Below are 15,693 nucleotides of genomic sequence, written 5' to 3' on the forward strand. Positions count from 1 at the left end.
TTTTGCGACTGAATAGACAACAAGCGTCAAGGAAGCAGTTCTCGGAAAGTTTTGTTCAGGCTTTGTTTCGGCATTGCCAGTTAACAAATGAGGTCATCCGTTATTCCCACGTAAAAATCGCCGTAGAGCGATCGCAAAGCGATATAACACTAATAAAAAATAGTGAGGGAGATGGACATGAACTTAAGCAACAGCAAGCTAAACAAGTTAGGCTTGGCGGTAGCAACTGCCTTGTCAATAACAGCCTTACCAACTCAAGCTTTCGCTGCCGAAGCGGCAGATGACGAAAGTGAGATCGAACGTATTACGGTCACATCACAAAAGCGTGTAGAGCGGTTATCGGAAATTCCGGTTGCCGTCTCGGTATTGCGTAGTGATCAAATCGACAATACCTTTACCGCTGGCTTTGAAGGGCTACAAACCTTAGTGCCTTCTGTCAGTTTTAGAAAAGGCACAACAACGCGAAACTCGGCAATCACGGTTCGCGGCATCGGTACCATTTCATTTAGTGTCGCGGCAGAGCCTAGCGTGTCTACAGTAGTCGACGGTGTCGTGCTAGGCCGCTCTGGCCAAGCATTTACAGATTTATATGATTTAGAGCGCATCGAAGTCTTACGTGGCCCACAAGGTACACTGTTTGGTAAAAATGCGTCAGCAGGTGTGGTTAACATTACCACTAAACGGCCAACTGGCGAGACTGAAGGTATGGTTGAAGCGACCTTGTTGCAAGACAACGAATATCGCTTAAAGGCAAAAATTGAAGGGGCAATAACAGACAATGTTAATGCTAGCTTAGTCGCAACTAAATCGGCATTTGATGGCAACATATTTAACGTTTACAACAATGAGCAAGTAAACGGCTATGACAAAGAAGGTATGCGTCTGATGGTTGATGCTGAGATCAGCAACAACACCAATATGTTGTTTATCTTCGAGACCATGGATGCTGACGACGATTGTTGTGCCGACATTGAAGGTTTACCAAGCGGCCGCAACCCAGCGTCAGAAGCTGCACCAAACAGTGACGGGATTGTTAATGGTGTTGCCGATTTAGACCTAGATCAACGCAGAGTAGATCACGATTTTGAATCCCGCACGATTGACGAGCATACCGCCTTTTCAATGCAATTAGAGCATGACTTTGGCGACTATACGTTTACTTCGATCACCGCGTATCGCGAGTGGGAAAACACCGAATTTCGAGAAGGTGACTTTACCTCTATCGCTGGTGAATCAACTGAGCCTGTATTTGGCGTGCCATTTCAACTGCACGATATTGGTCCACAAAGCTGGGATCAGTTCTCACAAGAATTTCGTTTAACCTCGCCCGTTGGCCAGTCGCTGGAATGGTTAGTAGGCGCGTTTTTCTGGCAAAAAGATTCAGAGCGTAATTTTACCCGTGATGCCAGCTGTCAAAACAATAATGGTCAACTGGCTAGTGAAATAGGCTTCTATCTTGAAAATGAGCTTGGCGTAGCGAACCCAAGTGAGCAGGACGTTGCCGACTTTATTAGCCAAGAGGGCATTACCTGTAACGCCAATGATATTGTCAGCGCCACTGCCTTTATGCGCACCGAGTTTAACAACTGGGCGGTGTTTGGTGATGGTCGTTATCATGTCAGTGAAGATTTCCGCTTGTTGTTTGGCTTGCGTTATACCGATGATGAAGTGCAGTTTATGCATAACCGCATCAGTAACGACGTTTATGGCCGCCGCGGTGTTGGTGTTCGTCCGGCCAGTGAAAACACTAATTTTGATGGTAAAACCACAGAAACAAATACTTCGGTTAAGTTAGGTGCACAGTATGACCTTGGCGATATGGGCATGGTGTACGCAACCTATGCGCAAGGCTATAAAGGCCCTGGTTTTAATGTTTTCTACAATATGGCGGAAAAAGATACCGCAGCCATTGGTGATGAAGTTTCTGATTCGTATGAGCTTGGTTACAAGTACGCGATGGGCAACTTAATGGTTAATGCTGCGATTTTCAGTACTGACATTGAGGGCTTTCAAGCCAATAACTTTGATAACTCATCAGGGGTGACGATTACCCGTTTGACTAACGCGGGTGATGTGAGCACTCAAGGTTTTGAAATTGATTTTCTATGGCAGGCAACTGACCAACTTAGCTTGTCTGGCGGCTTAGCGAGTGTTGATGCCGAAATTGATGAGTTTTTCTGTCCTGATGGCGCAGCCTGTACCGATCGTTCTGGCTTAGATGTGCCATTTTCGCCTGATTTGAAATACAACCTAACCGCTGATTACGTATGGGAAATGGACGGTATGGAAGTATTGCTCAATGCTTCATACATCTATACCGATGAGCAGTTTGCGACTTTGCCAAACAATAATGGAGAGTTTAATCCTGCCGTATTATTACCTGACTATGGCATTTTGAATGCAAGTGTTGCCTTGTCGTTTAATGACGATGCGTACCGCGTTACCTTTATTGGTAAAAACTTAACGGACGAAAGCTTCTTTACTACCTACAGTGGCGATAGCTTCCGTTATCAAGTGCCGCGTGATGCGGATCGCCATTTTGGTGTCCAGTTTAGAGCAAACTTCTAAACGAACTATCAAGGTATTTACCTAGCAAAAACATCGCATCGGCGGTGTTTTTGTTTTCAAACCAAGTTCGATTTTAAATCTATTTAACAGTTTAGGTAATAAGCTGCCAAGTGAGTAAGTCCAATGTCAGTAGCTCGACAACAGCAATCAATACAGGCAGTGGATACAATAGGTAACGCCACCTTGAGGCAAGTTGACTGGTGAAAAACAGGCTTAAAATCACGGTAGGAATCGGCATTAGCCCCGCCATACCTGCCGACCAAGGCAAGCCATTGCTAACTGCTAAAATTGGCATGGTCAGCATAGTACTGATAATCAAACCAACGGTTATTTTTTTTGCGTTAACGGCTTTATTTTGAAAGTAATTTTCTTTTATGGCTAGCGCTAACAATAAAGCAACCTGTAACAAACAGATAAAGCCAAGGTAGCTGGCGTGGTAGTTAATGGTTTGATAGTGAGTCAGGTAAAACTGCCAGCCCAACCAAAGCCAGAGTATGGCAATAAAGCACAACACTAACCTAGGATAACGGTGTTTTACGAGCAGATAAACCGCGATGCTGGTGGCGATCGCAACATCGGCACCGATCAGTTGATGCGCGTTGAGGTAGTTCGTGACTAACCGCCAATACACTTCTGGCGAAAACAACAAAAAGTCATGAAGTGAATAGCTAAACAATTGGCTAAGTAAATCGGCAAACACTAGGCTTCATCGTTATAAGGTGTTGAGATAAGCTATCATTTGCTGGCGCTGCTGAGCATTTGGCAATGGCATGATATTAGCACCGCTCATGTTTTCCTGCATATGCTCAACTTTTGACGTCGCTGGAATGGTGCAAGTGAGTGCAGGGTGGCTGATCACAAAGCGCAGAAAATATTGTGGCCAATTATCACAACCTAATTCAGTTGCCCATGCTGGCAATGGCTCTCGTTCAAATCGTTGCATTAAACGTCCACCTTGAAATGGTCGATTTGCGATAATAGCAATCCCTTTATCTTGTGCAAGTGGCAGTAATTCCTGCTCAACTTCGCGATCGAGAATATTGTAAGTGAGTTGGACAAAATCAATCGGCTCAGTTGCCATAATTTTTGCTAATTCGCGATGCCGACGGCCGTGTGAGGTAGTCACGCCAATGTATTTGAGCAGTCCTTGCTGCTTAAGTTCACGCAGCATTGGCAAGTGTTGTTGCCACGCCACTAAGTTATGAATTTGCAGTAGCGCAAAGCGTGCTTGCTGCCATAACTGTTGCGAGTCTTTAAATTGTTGTTTGCCCTCACTTTTTGAACTTGTCCATGTTTTTGTAGCGGCAAATAGCGATGATGGATAGTTGCCGCTATTAGCTTTGAGTTTTGTTAATCCATAGCCTAGCACTTCTTCGGCAGAGCCATACATTGGTGATGAGTCGACCACTTCGCCGCCAAGCTGAAAGAAAGTATCGAGCACTTTAGTGCGCTCGTTGCGCAGTACCGTATCCTTGCCAACATTAAAGGTAATCCATGTGCCCATGCCAATCGGATGAATCGTCTGCCCTGTACTGGGGATCGTTTTTTTAAGAAATTTTGCGGCTTTTAGCTGGTAGGCAATAGTATTGGGGTTAAGCGATTGGTTGTGCTGTTGAGCAACGGTTGATAAGGGTAATAAACTAACGCCAATACCAAGCTTAGCTAATGTGGTTAACAGCGCGCGTCTGGTCAGTTGTTTATCTTTGATTGCCATAATTCACCCGAATATCTGCTTCGCTATTTGCTCACTCTATTGAGCATAGCTCTTTTATTGAGTACTGATTAAGCAGATAGACGGGGATGCGACAATTGGCAATATTTTCACGGTAAAACTAGGTATTCATTTACTGTAACCACAAGCTAATTGATTCATGCTTTATTTGCAAAACAGTGCTTTTTATAACTGCTTTTCTAGTAAGTTTTGGTTGAATTATCAGCTCTTTTTAGCCATTGGAACCTGCTGACTAATCGCAGGCGATTTATCCATTTCCAATCCATATTTTGTTGGGTTATTCAGAATATGAAATCTTTTATTCTTATTGTCCAAGGGGTAATCTAAAACAAGTTTACGTTATTGCTTTATTGTTTTATAGCGACCTGACTAGAGACTAAAACACTAGGAATTGCCGCAATCGCTTCCATATTTTCTCCATATTTTGATCCTTTAATAGTAAAGGCTAGGGGCTAAATTTCATATGAAAACTATTTTGCTTGTCGAAGATGATGCCGATATTGTTGAGTTAATTCAGCTATTTCTGCGCAATGAAGGCTATCACGTTGTCCATGTTGACGATGGGGCTGAGGTGATCGGCGCGGTGCAATTGAATCAGCCTGACTTAATCATTATGGACATTATGCTGCCTAATGTTGATGGCTTAACCTGCACGCAAGAAATTCGTCAATCGTTTGATGTGCCGATTATTATGCTTACCGCCTTGGTTGAGCAAGGCGATAAACTCGCTGGCTTAGAAACTGGCGCCGATGATTACCTGTGCAAACCCTTTGATATTCAGGAGTTGCTGCTAAGAATTAAAGCGCTACTGCGCCGAACAGAGGGACAAGTGCATTATCAGCCCTGGGTAATTGATGAAGAACAGCTTACCGTAACCTTTAATGGTGCGATGGTGGATTTTACATTAGGTGAGTTTAAATTATTTACCTTGCTCTACAACTCGCCTAATCGCGTATTTTCGCGAGATCAAATTATCGAGCTTATTTATGCCGATTATCGTGATATCACTGACCGCGCTGTTGATAGCCATATCAAGAACTTACGAAGAAAAATTAAACAAAATGGCGCAGACCCTGCTCATATTCAATCGGTCTATGGTGCCGGCTATCGTTTTAACCAAGAGCCTACTAGCTAATGCGTAATGTTATTGTTGCTTTACTGCTGTTATTGACTTCAGCACAAGTGTTCGCTTTCGAATCAAACTATCAAGACTTGTTAGATGAAATTGTGGCAACAGAAGTGCCATCTGCTGAAAACGAAGCGCGTTTAACTGCATTGTTTGAACATCAAGATCAAGGTGTTCGTGTTAGTGCGAAAATTCGTATTGCGGAACTTTATTGGAAAACAGGGCGGTTTGAACAAGCTGAAGCTGTGCTGCAAGATGTCTCGCAAGGTTTTGATAATTACCCACCTAAATACCAAGTGGAAAGCTTATTAACACAAGCGTCGTTTGAATCAAGACGCAATAATCACCGCGAAGTTGAGAAATATGCACGGAGCGCAGCAGCGATTGCTAAAGCTTCTCACCAACCTTTACTCGCCAATACTTATTATGTGTTAGGTAATTCGCTAATGGCGCAACGGAAAATTCTAGCAGCAAAACAGCATTTTGAACTTGCCCTAGCCCAATATAAAGAAATGAAAGACGATACAGGGCTGTTACTTACATTAAATAGCCTTGGTGTAGTACACAAAGATAACGGTGATTTGGCTAATGGCATTAAGTATTTATTGCAAGCTCGAGAAGCGGTAGAGCGCGGTGGTAGTAAAGGGTATCGCGCAACGGTTTACTATAATTTAGGGGATGTTTTTCGCGACTCTCACGAACCCAAAAAAGCGGCAAGCTATTATCAACAAGCGCTGGAAATTGATTTAGAATTGGGTGATTTGGGTAATGTTGCGTACGACTATACGGGCCTTGCACATGCTTATTCTGCGCTTGAACAACATACAAAGGCGTTACAAAACAACCAAAAAGCGATTCAACAACTCGTCAAAATTAAGGCTCCGCAAGAACTGTCACGGGCTTACCTGCAACAGTCGAGAATTTATCGCGATCTTGCCGATCAAACAGAACAATTAAAAAGCTTAGAACTGGCGGAAAAAAGTGCGGCACAATCGCAGTCAAAATATCAAATAATGTCAGTTGATATTGAAAAAGCAAAATATAGCTTGGAACAACAGAATTACCAGCAAGCGTTAACGCAACTACTCAAAGCCCTTGCGATTGCTGATGAGTTGTCATTGGAGCCTGTACAATTAGAGGTGAACAAACTGCTAGCGGATGTTTACCAGCCGCTAAATGACTATAAAAAGGCAAATCAACACCTAAGCACTAGCTTTGCGCTGCAACAAAAACTAGACAACGAAGATCTACGCGAAAAATCTGAGCGCTATAAAGGTGACTTAAACCTGTTAGAAGAGCAATTAAAGGTTAGCCAATTAGAACAAAAAGAAGCTGAGCAGGCACAAGCCATAGAAGTGCAAGAGGCCGTTAAACAGCGCCTTGTTGTTATGATGTTGGCATCAAGCATTGTGTTTATTGTGCTGGTAATTTTTCTTATCCAACGACGCAAGTTAGCGGTGCTAAAAGCCGACTTATTTGAACAAGCACTTCAACAAAAGCAGCAACTATTTGCGGATGTTTCCCATGAACTGCGCACGCCACTCACTGCCTTAAAATTGCAAATTCAGGCGCTGCAATACGACCTAGTGAGTAATGTTGAAGACAGTTACGACAAATTGGCAGGTAAGGTGAATGAAATTAATCGCTTGATTGCGGACATCTACCAACTGGCCCAAGCCGATACCAACGCCATTGAACTTAACCAAACAGAAGTGGAACTTGCCCCCTTATTTGAGCGCTGGCAAGCAGACTGGCAAAGTACAGTGGAAAATAGTGGTTTCGCATGGGGCTGCCAGTTGGCACTTGCTAATACGCGTAAATCGATGGATACCGAACGCATTAAGCAGGTAATTGATAACTTGTTGTCTAATGCCACCGTTTATACCGATAAACCCGGCAAGATTGTGCTAAGTGCAGCTATCGAAAATCAGCAACTTGTGGTCAGTGTTGAAGACACAGCACCGACAGTGAGTGAAGACAAGCTAGGCAAGATATTTACTCGCTTATATCGAGTTGAATCTTCTCGCAGCCGTCAAACGGGGGGCTCAGGGTTGGGCTTGGCAATATGCGAAAGTTTAATTAAAGCCCATGGCGGCGAAATAAGTGCAGAGCAGAGCGCGTTAGGAGGGCTAAAAGTTACTTTTAGTCTATAAATCACGTAAGTTTGCAACGACTTAATGGCCGCTAAACACGCAAGTTGAATAAGGCTAATTAAGGTTGAATAGCATTCAATAAGGCTAAACAAAGAGAAACAAGGTTGAATGATGAAGTATCCGGTGTTGATGACAGCTTATCTACTCGTTTTCCTTACCGCCTGTGGCGGTGGTGGCAATGGTGGAGAGTCGAATAACGCCAACGAGCCAACACCTGTAGTTCCTGACAGCCCGGTACCAACAAACAGTGCGCCAAGTGGCAGTATCACGCTAGTTGGCGAGGCAGTTGTTGGGCAAACATTGGACGTTACGCAAAACTTGGCAGATACCAATGGACTCGGCGAATTTAATTATCAATGGCGACGGTTAGTGGGCGAAAATCACGTGCAAATTAGCGGTGCCGTAGCTAGCAGCTACGTGATTGTTGAACAAGATATTGGTGCGAGTTTATCTGTGGTAATTAGTTACACTGATGGCGATAATTTTGCTGAATCGGTTGCCAGTGGTGAAAGTGAAATCGTGATAGCTGCGTCTTCTGGCGATACTGCTGGCAAACCCAATATTTTACTGATTATTGCTGATGACCAAGGGCTTGATGCATCTGCCCAATACAACCTTTCGATAGACTTACCCGTAACCCCTAATTTGGACGCCTTGGCTGCTCAAGGACTAGTATTCGACAATGTCTGGGCTACCCCTGCCTGCACCACAACACGAGCAACCATAATTACTGGGCTGCACGGCATTAACAGCGGTGTTGATTTTGTTCCTGCGGTAATGGATGCCAATACTAATACCTTGCAAAGACAAATAAAAAGCATCGACAGCGATTACCAAACCGCAGTGATTGGTAAGTGGCATTTGGGCGGTGCCAACCCTGATTTAAGCCACCCCACTGACAGCGGTGTTGATTACTATGCAGGTACTATCGCCGGTACAATTGATGATTACTACCAATGGCAATTAACTGAAATGGGGCAAACCAGTGAACGCTCTGATTATCACACATCTGGTATTACTGATCTTGCTGTTGATTGGCTGGCAGAGCAAAACCAGCAAGAACGCCCGTGGTTCTTATGGCTTGCTTACGTGGCACCGCATTCGCCGTTTCATTTACCGCCAGCTGAACTCCACTCGCGCTCACATTTAACTGGCACAGCATCAGATATCCAAAGCAACCGACGGGAATATTATTTGGCTGCTATTGAAGCGATGGACAGTGAAATTGGGCGGCTACTGGCGTCGCTGCCAGAGGACGAGCGAGACAACACCTTAATTATTTATTTAGGGGATAACGGCACGCCAGGCGGTGTGATTGGTACGCGTGTTTTTAGCAGCAGTCACAGTAAAAACTCGCTATACGAAGGTGGGGTTAGGGTGCCGATGCTTGCGGCTGGTTATGGCGTAGAACGTGAAAATCAGCGAGAAGATGCGCTCATTAATAGTACGGATATTTTTGCCACTATCAGTCAGTTTGTTGGCGCTGCGAGTGAGCAGAGCACCGCTAATCAAATCAACAATAGTTATAGCTTTTACGCTTTACTGAGCAGCGCTGAGCAGCCACTGCGCCAATTTAACTACACGGAATTTATTCGCGATAACGCAACGGGCTGGGCAGTGAGAAATCAAGATTACAAACTGCTTGCTTTAGATGGTCAGCCACAAGCCTTATACCAGATAAGCCAAGACATCGATGAAACTGAAAATCTTATTAACGACGACGCTTTGTCGAGTATTGTGGCGGAGCTTAATGCCGAAGGTGTGCGCATTCGCGGTGAGTAAATCAAGCAATCCTTGTTTGCTTGATTTGGTTGACAAGAGCAAGACCTGAGCGCTTGCTCTTGGTTGCCTTACATGGCATTTGGTTTATCTGATTTCTACCTTACGTGATTTTTATCCAGCGCGACTTTTATCCTGCCCGACTTATACACGGCGCTGTTTCCCCAAAAAACTTATAGATACCTTATAGCTATCCACTTTTCCTCCATATTTTGTTGTTAATTTTAAGCCATCGGTTTTAGTAACAACTTTTTTGCAAGGAAATGGCGATGACATCTAATACATCTCTAAAGGTGGTAAACAAGAAAGGTAACGCACTCAAACTAAGCTCATTTAGGTTAGCCTCATTTAAATTAGGCTTAGGCATTATGCTGAGTATTGCTAGTCTAGTTTCGCCAACCAGTTCTGCTGGGCTTATCAGCGACTATTCGCTTGATAGTGACTCCAATATTGTCACCGACTCTGGCAATAACCTTGAATGGCTGCAATGGTCAGTTACAGATGGCATGTCTATCGATCAAGCGTTATCAACCTATGCTAATGATGGCTGGCAATTAGCGTCTGGTGCACAGATGGCTGAATTATTTAATGGATTTGAGCTTAGTTATGGCGAATTTGATTGGCAAGACGGAAAGTCTGAATCATATGAATCAGGTGCCGATGGCGATCTGGAAAGCGCTGATGATCGAGAACTAATTCTGATCTCATTGTTTGGTGATACCCTAAATCGAAGTGGTTGGCAGTCTTCCGGTGCTCTATTTGGTGATGAGAATAGCGATATTTTTGGCTGGGCGTCTATTTATGACGACTGGTATATACCAGAACCTGGCCCTTTTCCTATTCCGTCTCCTTATAACCCCGGTAGTAGCAGTTTATTCTTTGACAACCGTCCTAATAGTATCGTTCGAAATGGCCTTGGTGTCGCACTTGTTCGCTCGACTGAATCAACCGCAGTTCCTGAGCCTGCGCCACTAGTGCTCGTTGCATTTGGGTTAATGGCTTTGGTTTGCACGCGCCGTGCAAAACCCTTGTCGTAAACTGAGGGTAAGCGTATGACCAAGCTTGTTTTTTTATGCGCCTATTTATTGGCATTTGCTGTCAATGCCGGGCTAATGGTTAACACCACTGATTTTATTGATGAGTCAAACCTAACGCATTTTAACGGCTTTGAAGGCTTTGGTAATACCTTTAAAAGCGGTAAAAACTATTACGAAGAAGATGGAATTCAAGTGCGCCAAATTTTCGCTCAACCGGGCAATGATATTGCACTGGGTTTTAGCTTAGAAGGTGAACGCTCTTGGTATCCCAATGGTGGGGATTATGGCTATACCGAAATTACTATGGCAAGTGGCGCTGAATTTACTGCCTTAGAGTTTCTTTTTCTTGGCCCCAACTTAAATAATCTGGCGGTGCATTACAGCCTTTGGAATGACGGTCAAGTCGTATTTGAAGGTGCGCTCGACATTGGCAAAAAAGAGCGAGGTGTGTTGGGCTTTGAAGGTGGCGGCTTTGATCAATTATTTGTCCGCTCAGGTCATCGCGCTGCCTCTATTTTTGATCGCTCAAGCAATGGCTTAAACATTGATAGTATTCAAGTGATAAGTGCGACACCAACACCAGTACCTGAGCCTAGTTCTATTGCGGTTTTTGTGCTCGCGTTAGCGGCGTTAAGGTTGTGGAAAGTAAATTCTGTTCATCAATAGGTTACCAAGCCTTTAAGCCGCTAAACCTTTTGGTTTAGCCACTAAGAGCAAATCTCTAAATCATAGGTCTAGTAGCTACTTTACCTGTTAGCTATTAGGCCAGAGTTAAGCTAATGGCTGAGCCATTAAGGCACCGCCATTCCCTCTTATAAACATTTCTTCTCGAAAGCATTTTTAGACTTAAATCAGTGAGTTTATCTCCATTTTCCCTCCATATTTTGTTGTTAGCCTGTATTTGTCAGATTAGGTCTGCGCCGCAATCATTGCATAGCTAGTCACTCGCCACTTTATCGCTTGCAGTACTAGTCGATTGGACCGCTAGCCAAAAAGCAGGAAGTGATTAGGCGCTTTTGATCTGACTATTGGATGCAGTTGTTTGGTGTAGTTATTATATGTGGTTAGTAAATAAGGAATTTTTATGAATTTTTTGAAGTCAGTAGCATTAGTCGGTACGATTTTTCTCGCTGGTCTATCAGTCAGCTCACAAGCGGCGATGATAGGCGTTGACAATAATTTTGAAGACAACGGCTTAACCGTTCTTGAATATCGAAGTGATGGCAGTATTTGGGAGTGGTTAGATCTGTCTGTTACCAATGGTATTTCCTATAACAGCCTTGTCGCCGACTTGAACGATGATGGACGATTAAACAATTCTTCTAGTTTGTTGACCACAAATAGTGGAGCGTTGAATGACGTGCTAAGTCTCTCGCCAGACTTAAGTAGTGGTTGGTCAACAGTGGCCAGTTCAGAACTTGCGGGCTTATTTGGAACGTTTTTTGGTCTCACTTTAGCTGGTGATGAGCAAGTAACGATAGGAAATGGCGCAAGCGATCTCACTGAGCAGTTTATTCTTGCCTTTGGTGACACTGTGCATGAGGCATCGGAAGATAGCGGTGCCACTATTAATGACGTAAACCCAAATTTGCCCAATATAGGTGAAACGCGCGGATATACAAATAATGCCGTGGGTAATCGTGGCAGATTTAGATCTCCTTTTGTATTGGATGGACAAACTAGTTTTCAGTTCAGCGATAACGTTACCGATATTCTCTCATTTAATGCGACCAATACTGCGCAATTTGCTAATGCCACAGTAGGGACATGGTTAGTTCGTGAAGTGGCAACGATCCCGACACCAAGCATGTTGAGCCTCTTTGCACTGGCGCTGGCAGGGCTATTTATTCGACGTAAAAAAGGTGTTCGCCATTAAAAATGCATTTGCCGACAAACATGCATTCGCTGTAATAAACGTTTAAACAGTCGATTTTCGTTTGCGATGTGATGTTTTTCGGCGCTTTTTATACGCTGGCTTTTGTGGACTTTTCAGCCCTTGCAATGAGCTGGGTAAATGCTGGCTAAGCAAATTAATTAAGCCGTGCAATGAACCTTCTATGGGCTGCATAAATTGCCCATAGCTACAGGCTTTATCGGCAATCTGGTTAAGGGATAATTCCCAGCGTGCGGTCATATCAGGCTGAGTACAATCGTTAGGTAAGGCATCAATTAAGCCTTTTCCTGCATCGGTTGCATGAATTTGTTTGCCTTGGCGCTGTAAAAAGCCCCGTTTAAATAGCAGGTCGATAATTCCTGCGCGGGTTGCTTCAGTGCCCAGACCGTCGGTTTCTTTTAAAATGGCTTTAAGCGATTTGTCGGTGACAAAGCGGGCAATCCCTGTCATGGCAGCAAGCAAAGATGCATCGGTAAAATGCTTTGGTGGCTCGGTTTGTTTTTCCCGTAAATGCCCCTGTTGGCAAAATAAGGTTTGCCCTTGAGTTAAGTTTGCGAGGGCAGGGTTGTTATTTTGCTGTTCACCGTCATCTGCTTTGTTACTGTTAGATTTAGCTTGCTCTGCTTTCGTGCTTCCTCCTTTGCTATTTGGGGAGGGAGTAAACAGCGATTTCCAACCTAGTTGTGACACTATATTAGTGCTAGCAGTAAATAACCCGCCGGCAATTGAAAAACTCGCTTTAATCTGCTGATAGCAATAAGCAGGAAAAAACTGCGCCGCATATTGGCGGCAAATCAGTTGATAAACATTTTTCTCAAAGTTGTTTAAATTAAGCTTAGCTGGCGATTTGGTGGTAGGGATAATCGCGTGATGAGCGCCAACTTTGCTGTCTTGCCAAGCGCGGCTTTTGCGCTTGGGATCGGCATCGCTTAACTGCTTTGCCAGCGGCAGTTGGCTGTCTTTTAGCATGGCAAGTATTTGCGGTGCTTGGCTAAAATGCTCAGTGGGTAAATAACGGCAATCTGATCTTGGGTAAGTGATCAGCTTGTGTTTTTCATACAGTGCCTGACAAACGTCTAACACCAATTTAGCATTCATGGCATAGCGCTTTGCCGCATCAATTTGCAGGGCCGATAAATTATACGGCAGTGGTGCGTTTTGTTGTTTGTCTTGCTTTGTCAGCTCAGTGACTTTCGCTGGTTGCTGGTGAATGCGGCTCACCACATTTTCAGCCAGCGCTTTTACTACTACTCGCCCGTCTTCATCTTGGTATGGTTGGCAGGCTTCACTTGGTTGCCATTTGGCCATGATATTTGGCGCAGATGTGGCTTGGCTATCAGTGTTCTGGTTAGGCGTGCTCTGGTTGAGTGATAATTCGGCTTCCACTTCATAAAAAGGCTTACTAACAAAGTTGGCAATTTCGCGATCGCGATTGACCACTAGCCCCAACACGGGGGTTTGTACTCTGCCGACCGACAATACCCCTTGATAGCCCGCTTTGCCTCCTTGAATCGTCAGTGCTCGGGTCAGGTTAATGCCATAAAGCCAATCGGCGCGGCTGCGGGCTAACGCCGAAACAGAAAGCGGCATATAGGCTTGATTAGATTTCAATTGGCTAAGGGCTTTTTTCACTGCGGCTGGGTTTAAGTCGCTAATTAATAGGCGTTTCACCGCTGAGGTTTTTGTTTTAGAAAGCTTTAAATAGTTAAGTACTTCATCGACCAACAACTGGCCTTCACGATCAGGGTCGCCCGCGTGAATAACTTCATTTGCTTTTTTCAGCCAATTACGGATTACGGTAAGTTGGCTTTTGGTTTTGTACTTAGGTTTTAACTGCCAACTCTCTGGAATGATCGGCAAGTGTTCAAGCTGCCATTTCTTATAGTGCTCACCATAAGCTTCAGGCTCAGCTTGTTCCAAAATATGACCAATGCACCAAGTGACAATATCGCCGTTGCCTACTTGAATATAACCTTGCTGTTTCTTATGCGGTTTGGGGAGCACATCTGCGATGGCTCGTCCTAGGCTAGGTTTTTCGGCGATATACAGCTTCATTAAGTGAAATTAAATAAGTGCTAACAGAGTGATAAAGCGAGTGTAACTTGATACTGGTTAAATATCCAGTTACCAAGGCGCTAGCAAGAATAGTTATCGGTAATCAATAAGCTATTAATAGTAAAGTAATAAATTATGAGCTGCAGTGTAATAAATTTTTGTGTTCGCTGACTGATAGGGAATACTTATAAAAATTATTCAAGGATGAAGCGATGCGAACCCCTGTTAGAAAAAGACTGCAATTCTTATTGACAGCCATAGTGGTGTTTACCGCAGGCTTTCAGTTATTGCCAGAGCAGTTAGCATTCAGCTCAACATTAACTATTGAAAACCTAGTCGCCATGTCGCCGCTATTACTGGCGGTATTTGGTTATTTTATTTTTTTACCCGTGCTTTATTGGTTTTGGGTGATTAAGGCGGGTCAACAAAAACCATGGAAAATGTTTCTGATCTTTTCATTAAGCGCACTGTGCGCCCGCTACAGTTTTCCCAGCAATATTGCTGAATATTTTGAGTTTATTACCTATTTGCGCTATCCGATTATCGGTGTCTTGCTGATTATCGAATTGTATTTGATGGTGACCATAGTAAAAGGCTTATGGCGAGCGAGAAAACTAAGTGGCGATCCGCGCGTTCATGCGTTTAATCAGTACCAAGATGATGACAAGAAGCTAACGCTGGCTGTGCCATTTGCATGGGAGCCAGCTAGTTGGTACTACGCTATTCCAAAATTCTCACGTAACCACGCAAAGGCGCTGGCGCAGTTACAGGTAAACTCGACGCAGCGTTGGCATTGGCTGTTATTGCTCACAGGCTGTGTCGTGCTTGGCACAAGCTGTTATTGGTTATTGGCAGGCTGGAGCGAGCTTGTGGCTATTATTGTTGCTAGTTTTTTCTTCTATAGCGTTATTTTTAGTACGGCAAATCATCGTATCGCAAGGCATTATTCTGTTTACTTGTTAGGAGACAAACTAGTGGTTAATGCTGCCTTTTGGAGCTTTATTGCAATCGACACTAAAGCGATTGCAGAGGTTAATTTAGGGGATTTTCAGCAAACAGGCAATAAAGAGCAATTATTGCTCGGTAAAGCGAAGGCTAAAGGTAGCGATAAGAGTAAAGCTGCCAATATTGAACTGGTGTTTAGCGAGCCACAAACTTATATGGCAATGATGGGACAAATGCCAGAGCCCGTTAACAAACTTTGGCTTGCTGTCGATAAACCAGAACAACTAAAACAGCAATTGTCTGAAGCCTTGGTAGCGCCAATACACTTAGCAACTGCGAGCTAACCCATATGATGCTAGCGCATTAATGCAGTGCTTAGCTGTTCGAGTATTGGGATTAAAATA

Annotated in this window: 11 protein-coding genes; 8 read left to right on the forward strand and 3 right to left on the reverse strand. The window is 43.9% G+C overall.

The features are described from left to right. Positions 1–177: 177 nt before the first annotated feature. Positions 178–2,568, forward strand: a complete 2,391-nt coding sequence (locus DXX92_RS01930) for a TonB-dependent receptor (protein WP_115998878.1) — start codon at positions 178–180, stop codon at positions 2,566–2,568. 91 nt (positions 2,569–2,659) lie between these two features. On the opposite strand, the gene DXX92_RS01935 is transcribed toward DXX92_RS01930, so the two are convergent. Both DXX92_RS01935 and DXX92_RS01940 read right to left on the reverse strand, forming a co-directional pair. Next, positions 2,660–3,268 carry a DUF6064 family protein gene (locus tag DXX92_RS01935; RefSeq protein ID WP_115998879.1) on the reverse strand — a complete coding sequence of 203 codons (609 nt, stop codon included), beginning with the start codon at positions 3,266–3,268 and terminating at the stop codon, positions 2,660–2,662. 12 nt (positions 3,269–3,280) lie between these two features. Next, positions 3,281–4,282 (reverse strand): aldo/keto reductase, encoded by a 1,002-nt coding sequence (locus tag DXX92_RS01940; RefSeq protein ID WP_115998880.1) that lies wholly within the window; start codon positions 4,280–4,282, stop codon positions 3,281–3,283. A gap of 481 nt (positions 4,283–4,763) precedes the next feature. Here DXX92_RS01940 and DXX92_RS01945 point away from each other — a divergent pair, with 481 nt between their 5' ends. The 6 genes from DXX92_RS01945 to DXX92_RS01970 all read left to right on the forward strand — a co-directional run bounded on the left by DXX92_RS01945 (position 4,764) and on the right by DXX92_RS01970 (position 12,271). Continuing rightward, positions 4,764–5,435 (forward strand): response regulator transcription factor, encoded by a 672-nt coding sequence (locus DXX92_RS01945; protein ID WP_115998881.1) that lies wholly within the window; start codon positions 4,764–4,766, stop codon positions 5,433–5,435. Next, positions 5,435–7,579, forward strand: coding sequence for a tetratricopeptide repeat protein (locus tag DXX92_RS01950; RefSeq protein WP_115998882.1), 2,145 nt, complete (start codon positions 5,435–5,437; stop codon positions 7,577–7,579). Before DXX92_RS01945 ends, DXX92_RS01950 begins: the two co-directional genes overlap by 1 nt. A 108-nt stretch (positions 7,580–7,687) precedes the next feature. Then, the gene (locus DXX92_RS01955; RefSeq protein WP_115998883.1) at positions 7,688–9,361 is read left to right on the forward strand and encodes a sulfatase-like hydrolase/transferase; all 1,674 of its coding nucleotides are present in this window, start codon (positions 7,688–7,690) and stop codon (positions 9,359–9,361) included. Between the two features lie 266 nt (positions 9,362–9,627). Further along, complete coding sequence (locus tag DXX92_RS01960) at positions 9,628–10,395, forward strand: PEP-CTERM sorting domain-containing protein (RefSeq protein ID WP_115998884.1); 768 nt, start codon at positions 9,628–9,630, stop codon at positions 10,393–10,395. A gap of 15 nt (positions 10,396–10,410) precedes the next feature. Next, on the forward strand, positions 10,411–11,061 hold the full coding sequence (locus DXX92_RS01965; protein ID WP_115998885.1) for a hypothetical protein: 651 nt from the start codon (positions 10,411–10,413) through the stop codon (positions 11,059–11,061). Positions 11,062–11,479: 418 nt separating this feature from the next. Next, positions 11,480–12,271, forward strand: coding sequence for a PEP-CTERM sorting domain-containing protein (locus tag DXX92_RS01970; RefSeq protein WP_115998886.1), 792 nt, complete (start codon positions 11,480–11,482; stop codon positions 12,269–12,271). Between the two features lie 42 nt (positions 12,272–12,313). Here DXX92_RS01970 and DXX92_RS01975 read toward each other — a convergent pair whose 3' ends face one another. Further along, positions 12,314–14,344, reverse strand: a complete 2,031-nt coding sequence (locus DXX92_RS01975; RefSeq protein WP_115998887.1) for a DNA topoisomerase III — start codon at positions 14,342–14,344, stop codon at positions 12,314–12,316. Between the two features lie 212 nt (positions 14,345–14,556). Here DXX92_RS01975 and DXX92_RS01980 point away from each other — a divergent pair, with 212 nt between their 5' ends. After that, positions 14,557–15,633: a hypothetical protein gene (locus tag DXX92_RS01980; RefSeq protein ID WP_115998888.1), complete on the forward strand. Its 1,077-nt coding sequence runs from the start codon at positions 14,557–14,559 to the stop codon at positions 15,631–15,633. The last annotated feature ends 60 nt before the right edge of the window (positions 15,634–15,693 follow it).

Origin of the sequence: Thalassotalea euphylliae (assembly GCF_003390395.1) — a bacterium.
Lineage (GTDB): Bacteria > Pseudomonadota > Gammaproteobacteria > Enterobacterales > Alteromonadaceae > Thalassotalea_F > Thalassotalea_F euphylliae_C.

What these genes read in the sequence shown, in the direction of transcription:
- DXX92_RS01930 (WP_115998878.1), top strand. Translation starts at nt 178, where the DNA reads ATGAACTTAAGCAACAGCAAGCTAAACAAGTTAGGCTTGGCGGTAGCA.
- DXX92_RS01940 (WP_115998880.1), bottom strand. Translation starts at nt 4,282, where the DNA reads ATGGCAATCAAAGATAAACAACTGACCAGACGCGCGCTGTTAACCACA.
- DXX92_RS01945 (WP_115998881.1), top strand. Translation starts at nt 4,764, where the DNA reads ATGAAAACTATTTTGCTTGTCGAAGATGATGCCGATATTGTTGAGTTA.
- DXX92_RS01950 (WP_115998882.1), top strand. Translation starts at nt 5,435, where the DNA reads ATGCGTAATGTTATTGTTGCTTTACTGCTGTTATTGACTTCAGCACAA.
- DXX92_RS01955 (WP_115998883.1), top strand. Translation starts at nt 7,688, where the DNA reads ATGATGAAGTATCCGGTGTTGATGACAGCTTATCTACTCGTTTTCCTT.
- DXX92_RS01960 (WP_115998884.1), top strand. Translation starts at nt 9,628, where the DNA reads ATGACATCTAATACATCTCTAAAGGTGGTAAACAAGAAAGGTAACGCA.
- DXX92_RS01965 (WP_115998885.1), top strand. Translation starts at nt 10,411, where the DNA reads ATGACCAAGCTTGTTTTTTTATGCGCCTATTTATTGGCATTTGCTGTC.
- DXX92_RS01970 (WP_115998886.1), top strand. Translation starts at nt 11,480, where the DNA reads ATGAATTTTTTGAAGTCAGTAGCATTAGTCGGTACGATTTTTCTCGCT.
- DXX92_RS01975 (WP_115998887.1), bottom strand. Translation starts at nt 14,344, where the DNA reads ATGAAGCTGTATATCGCCGAAAAACCTAGCCTAGGACGAGCCATCGCA.
- DXX92_RS01980 (WP_115998888.1), top strand. Translation starts at nt 14,557, where the DNA reads ATGCGAACCCCTGTTAGAAAAAGACTGCAATTCTTATTGACAGCCATA.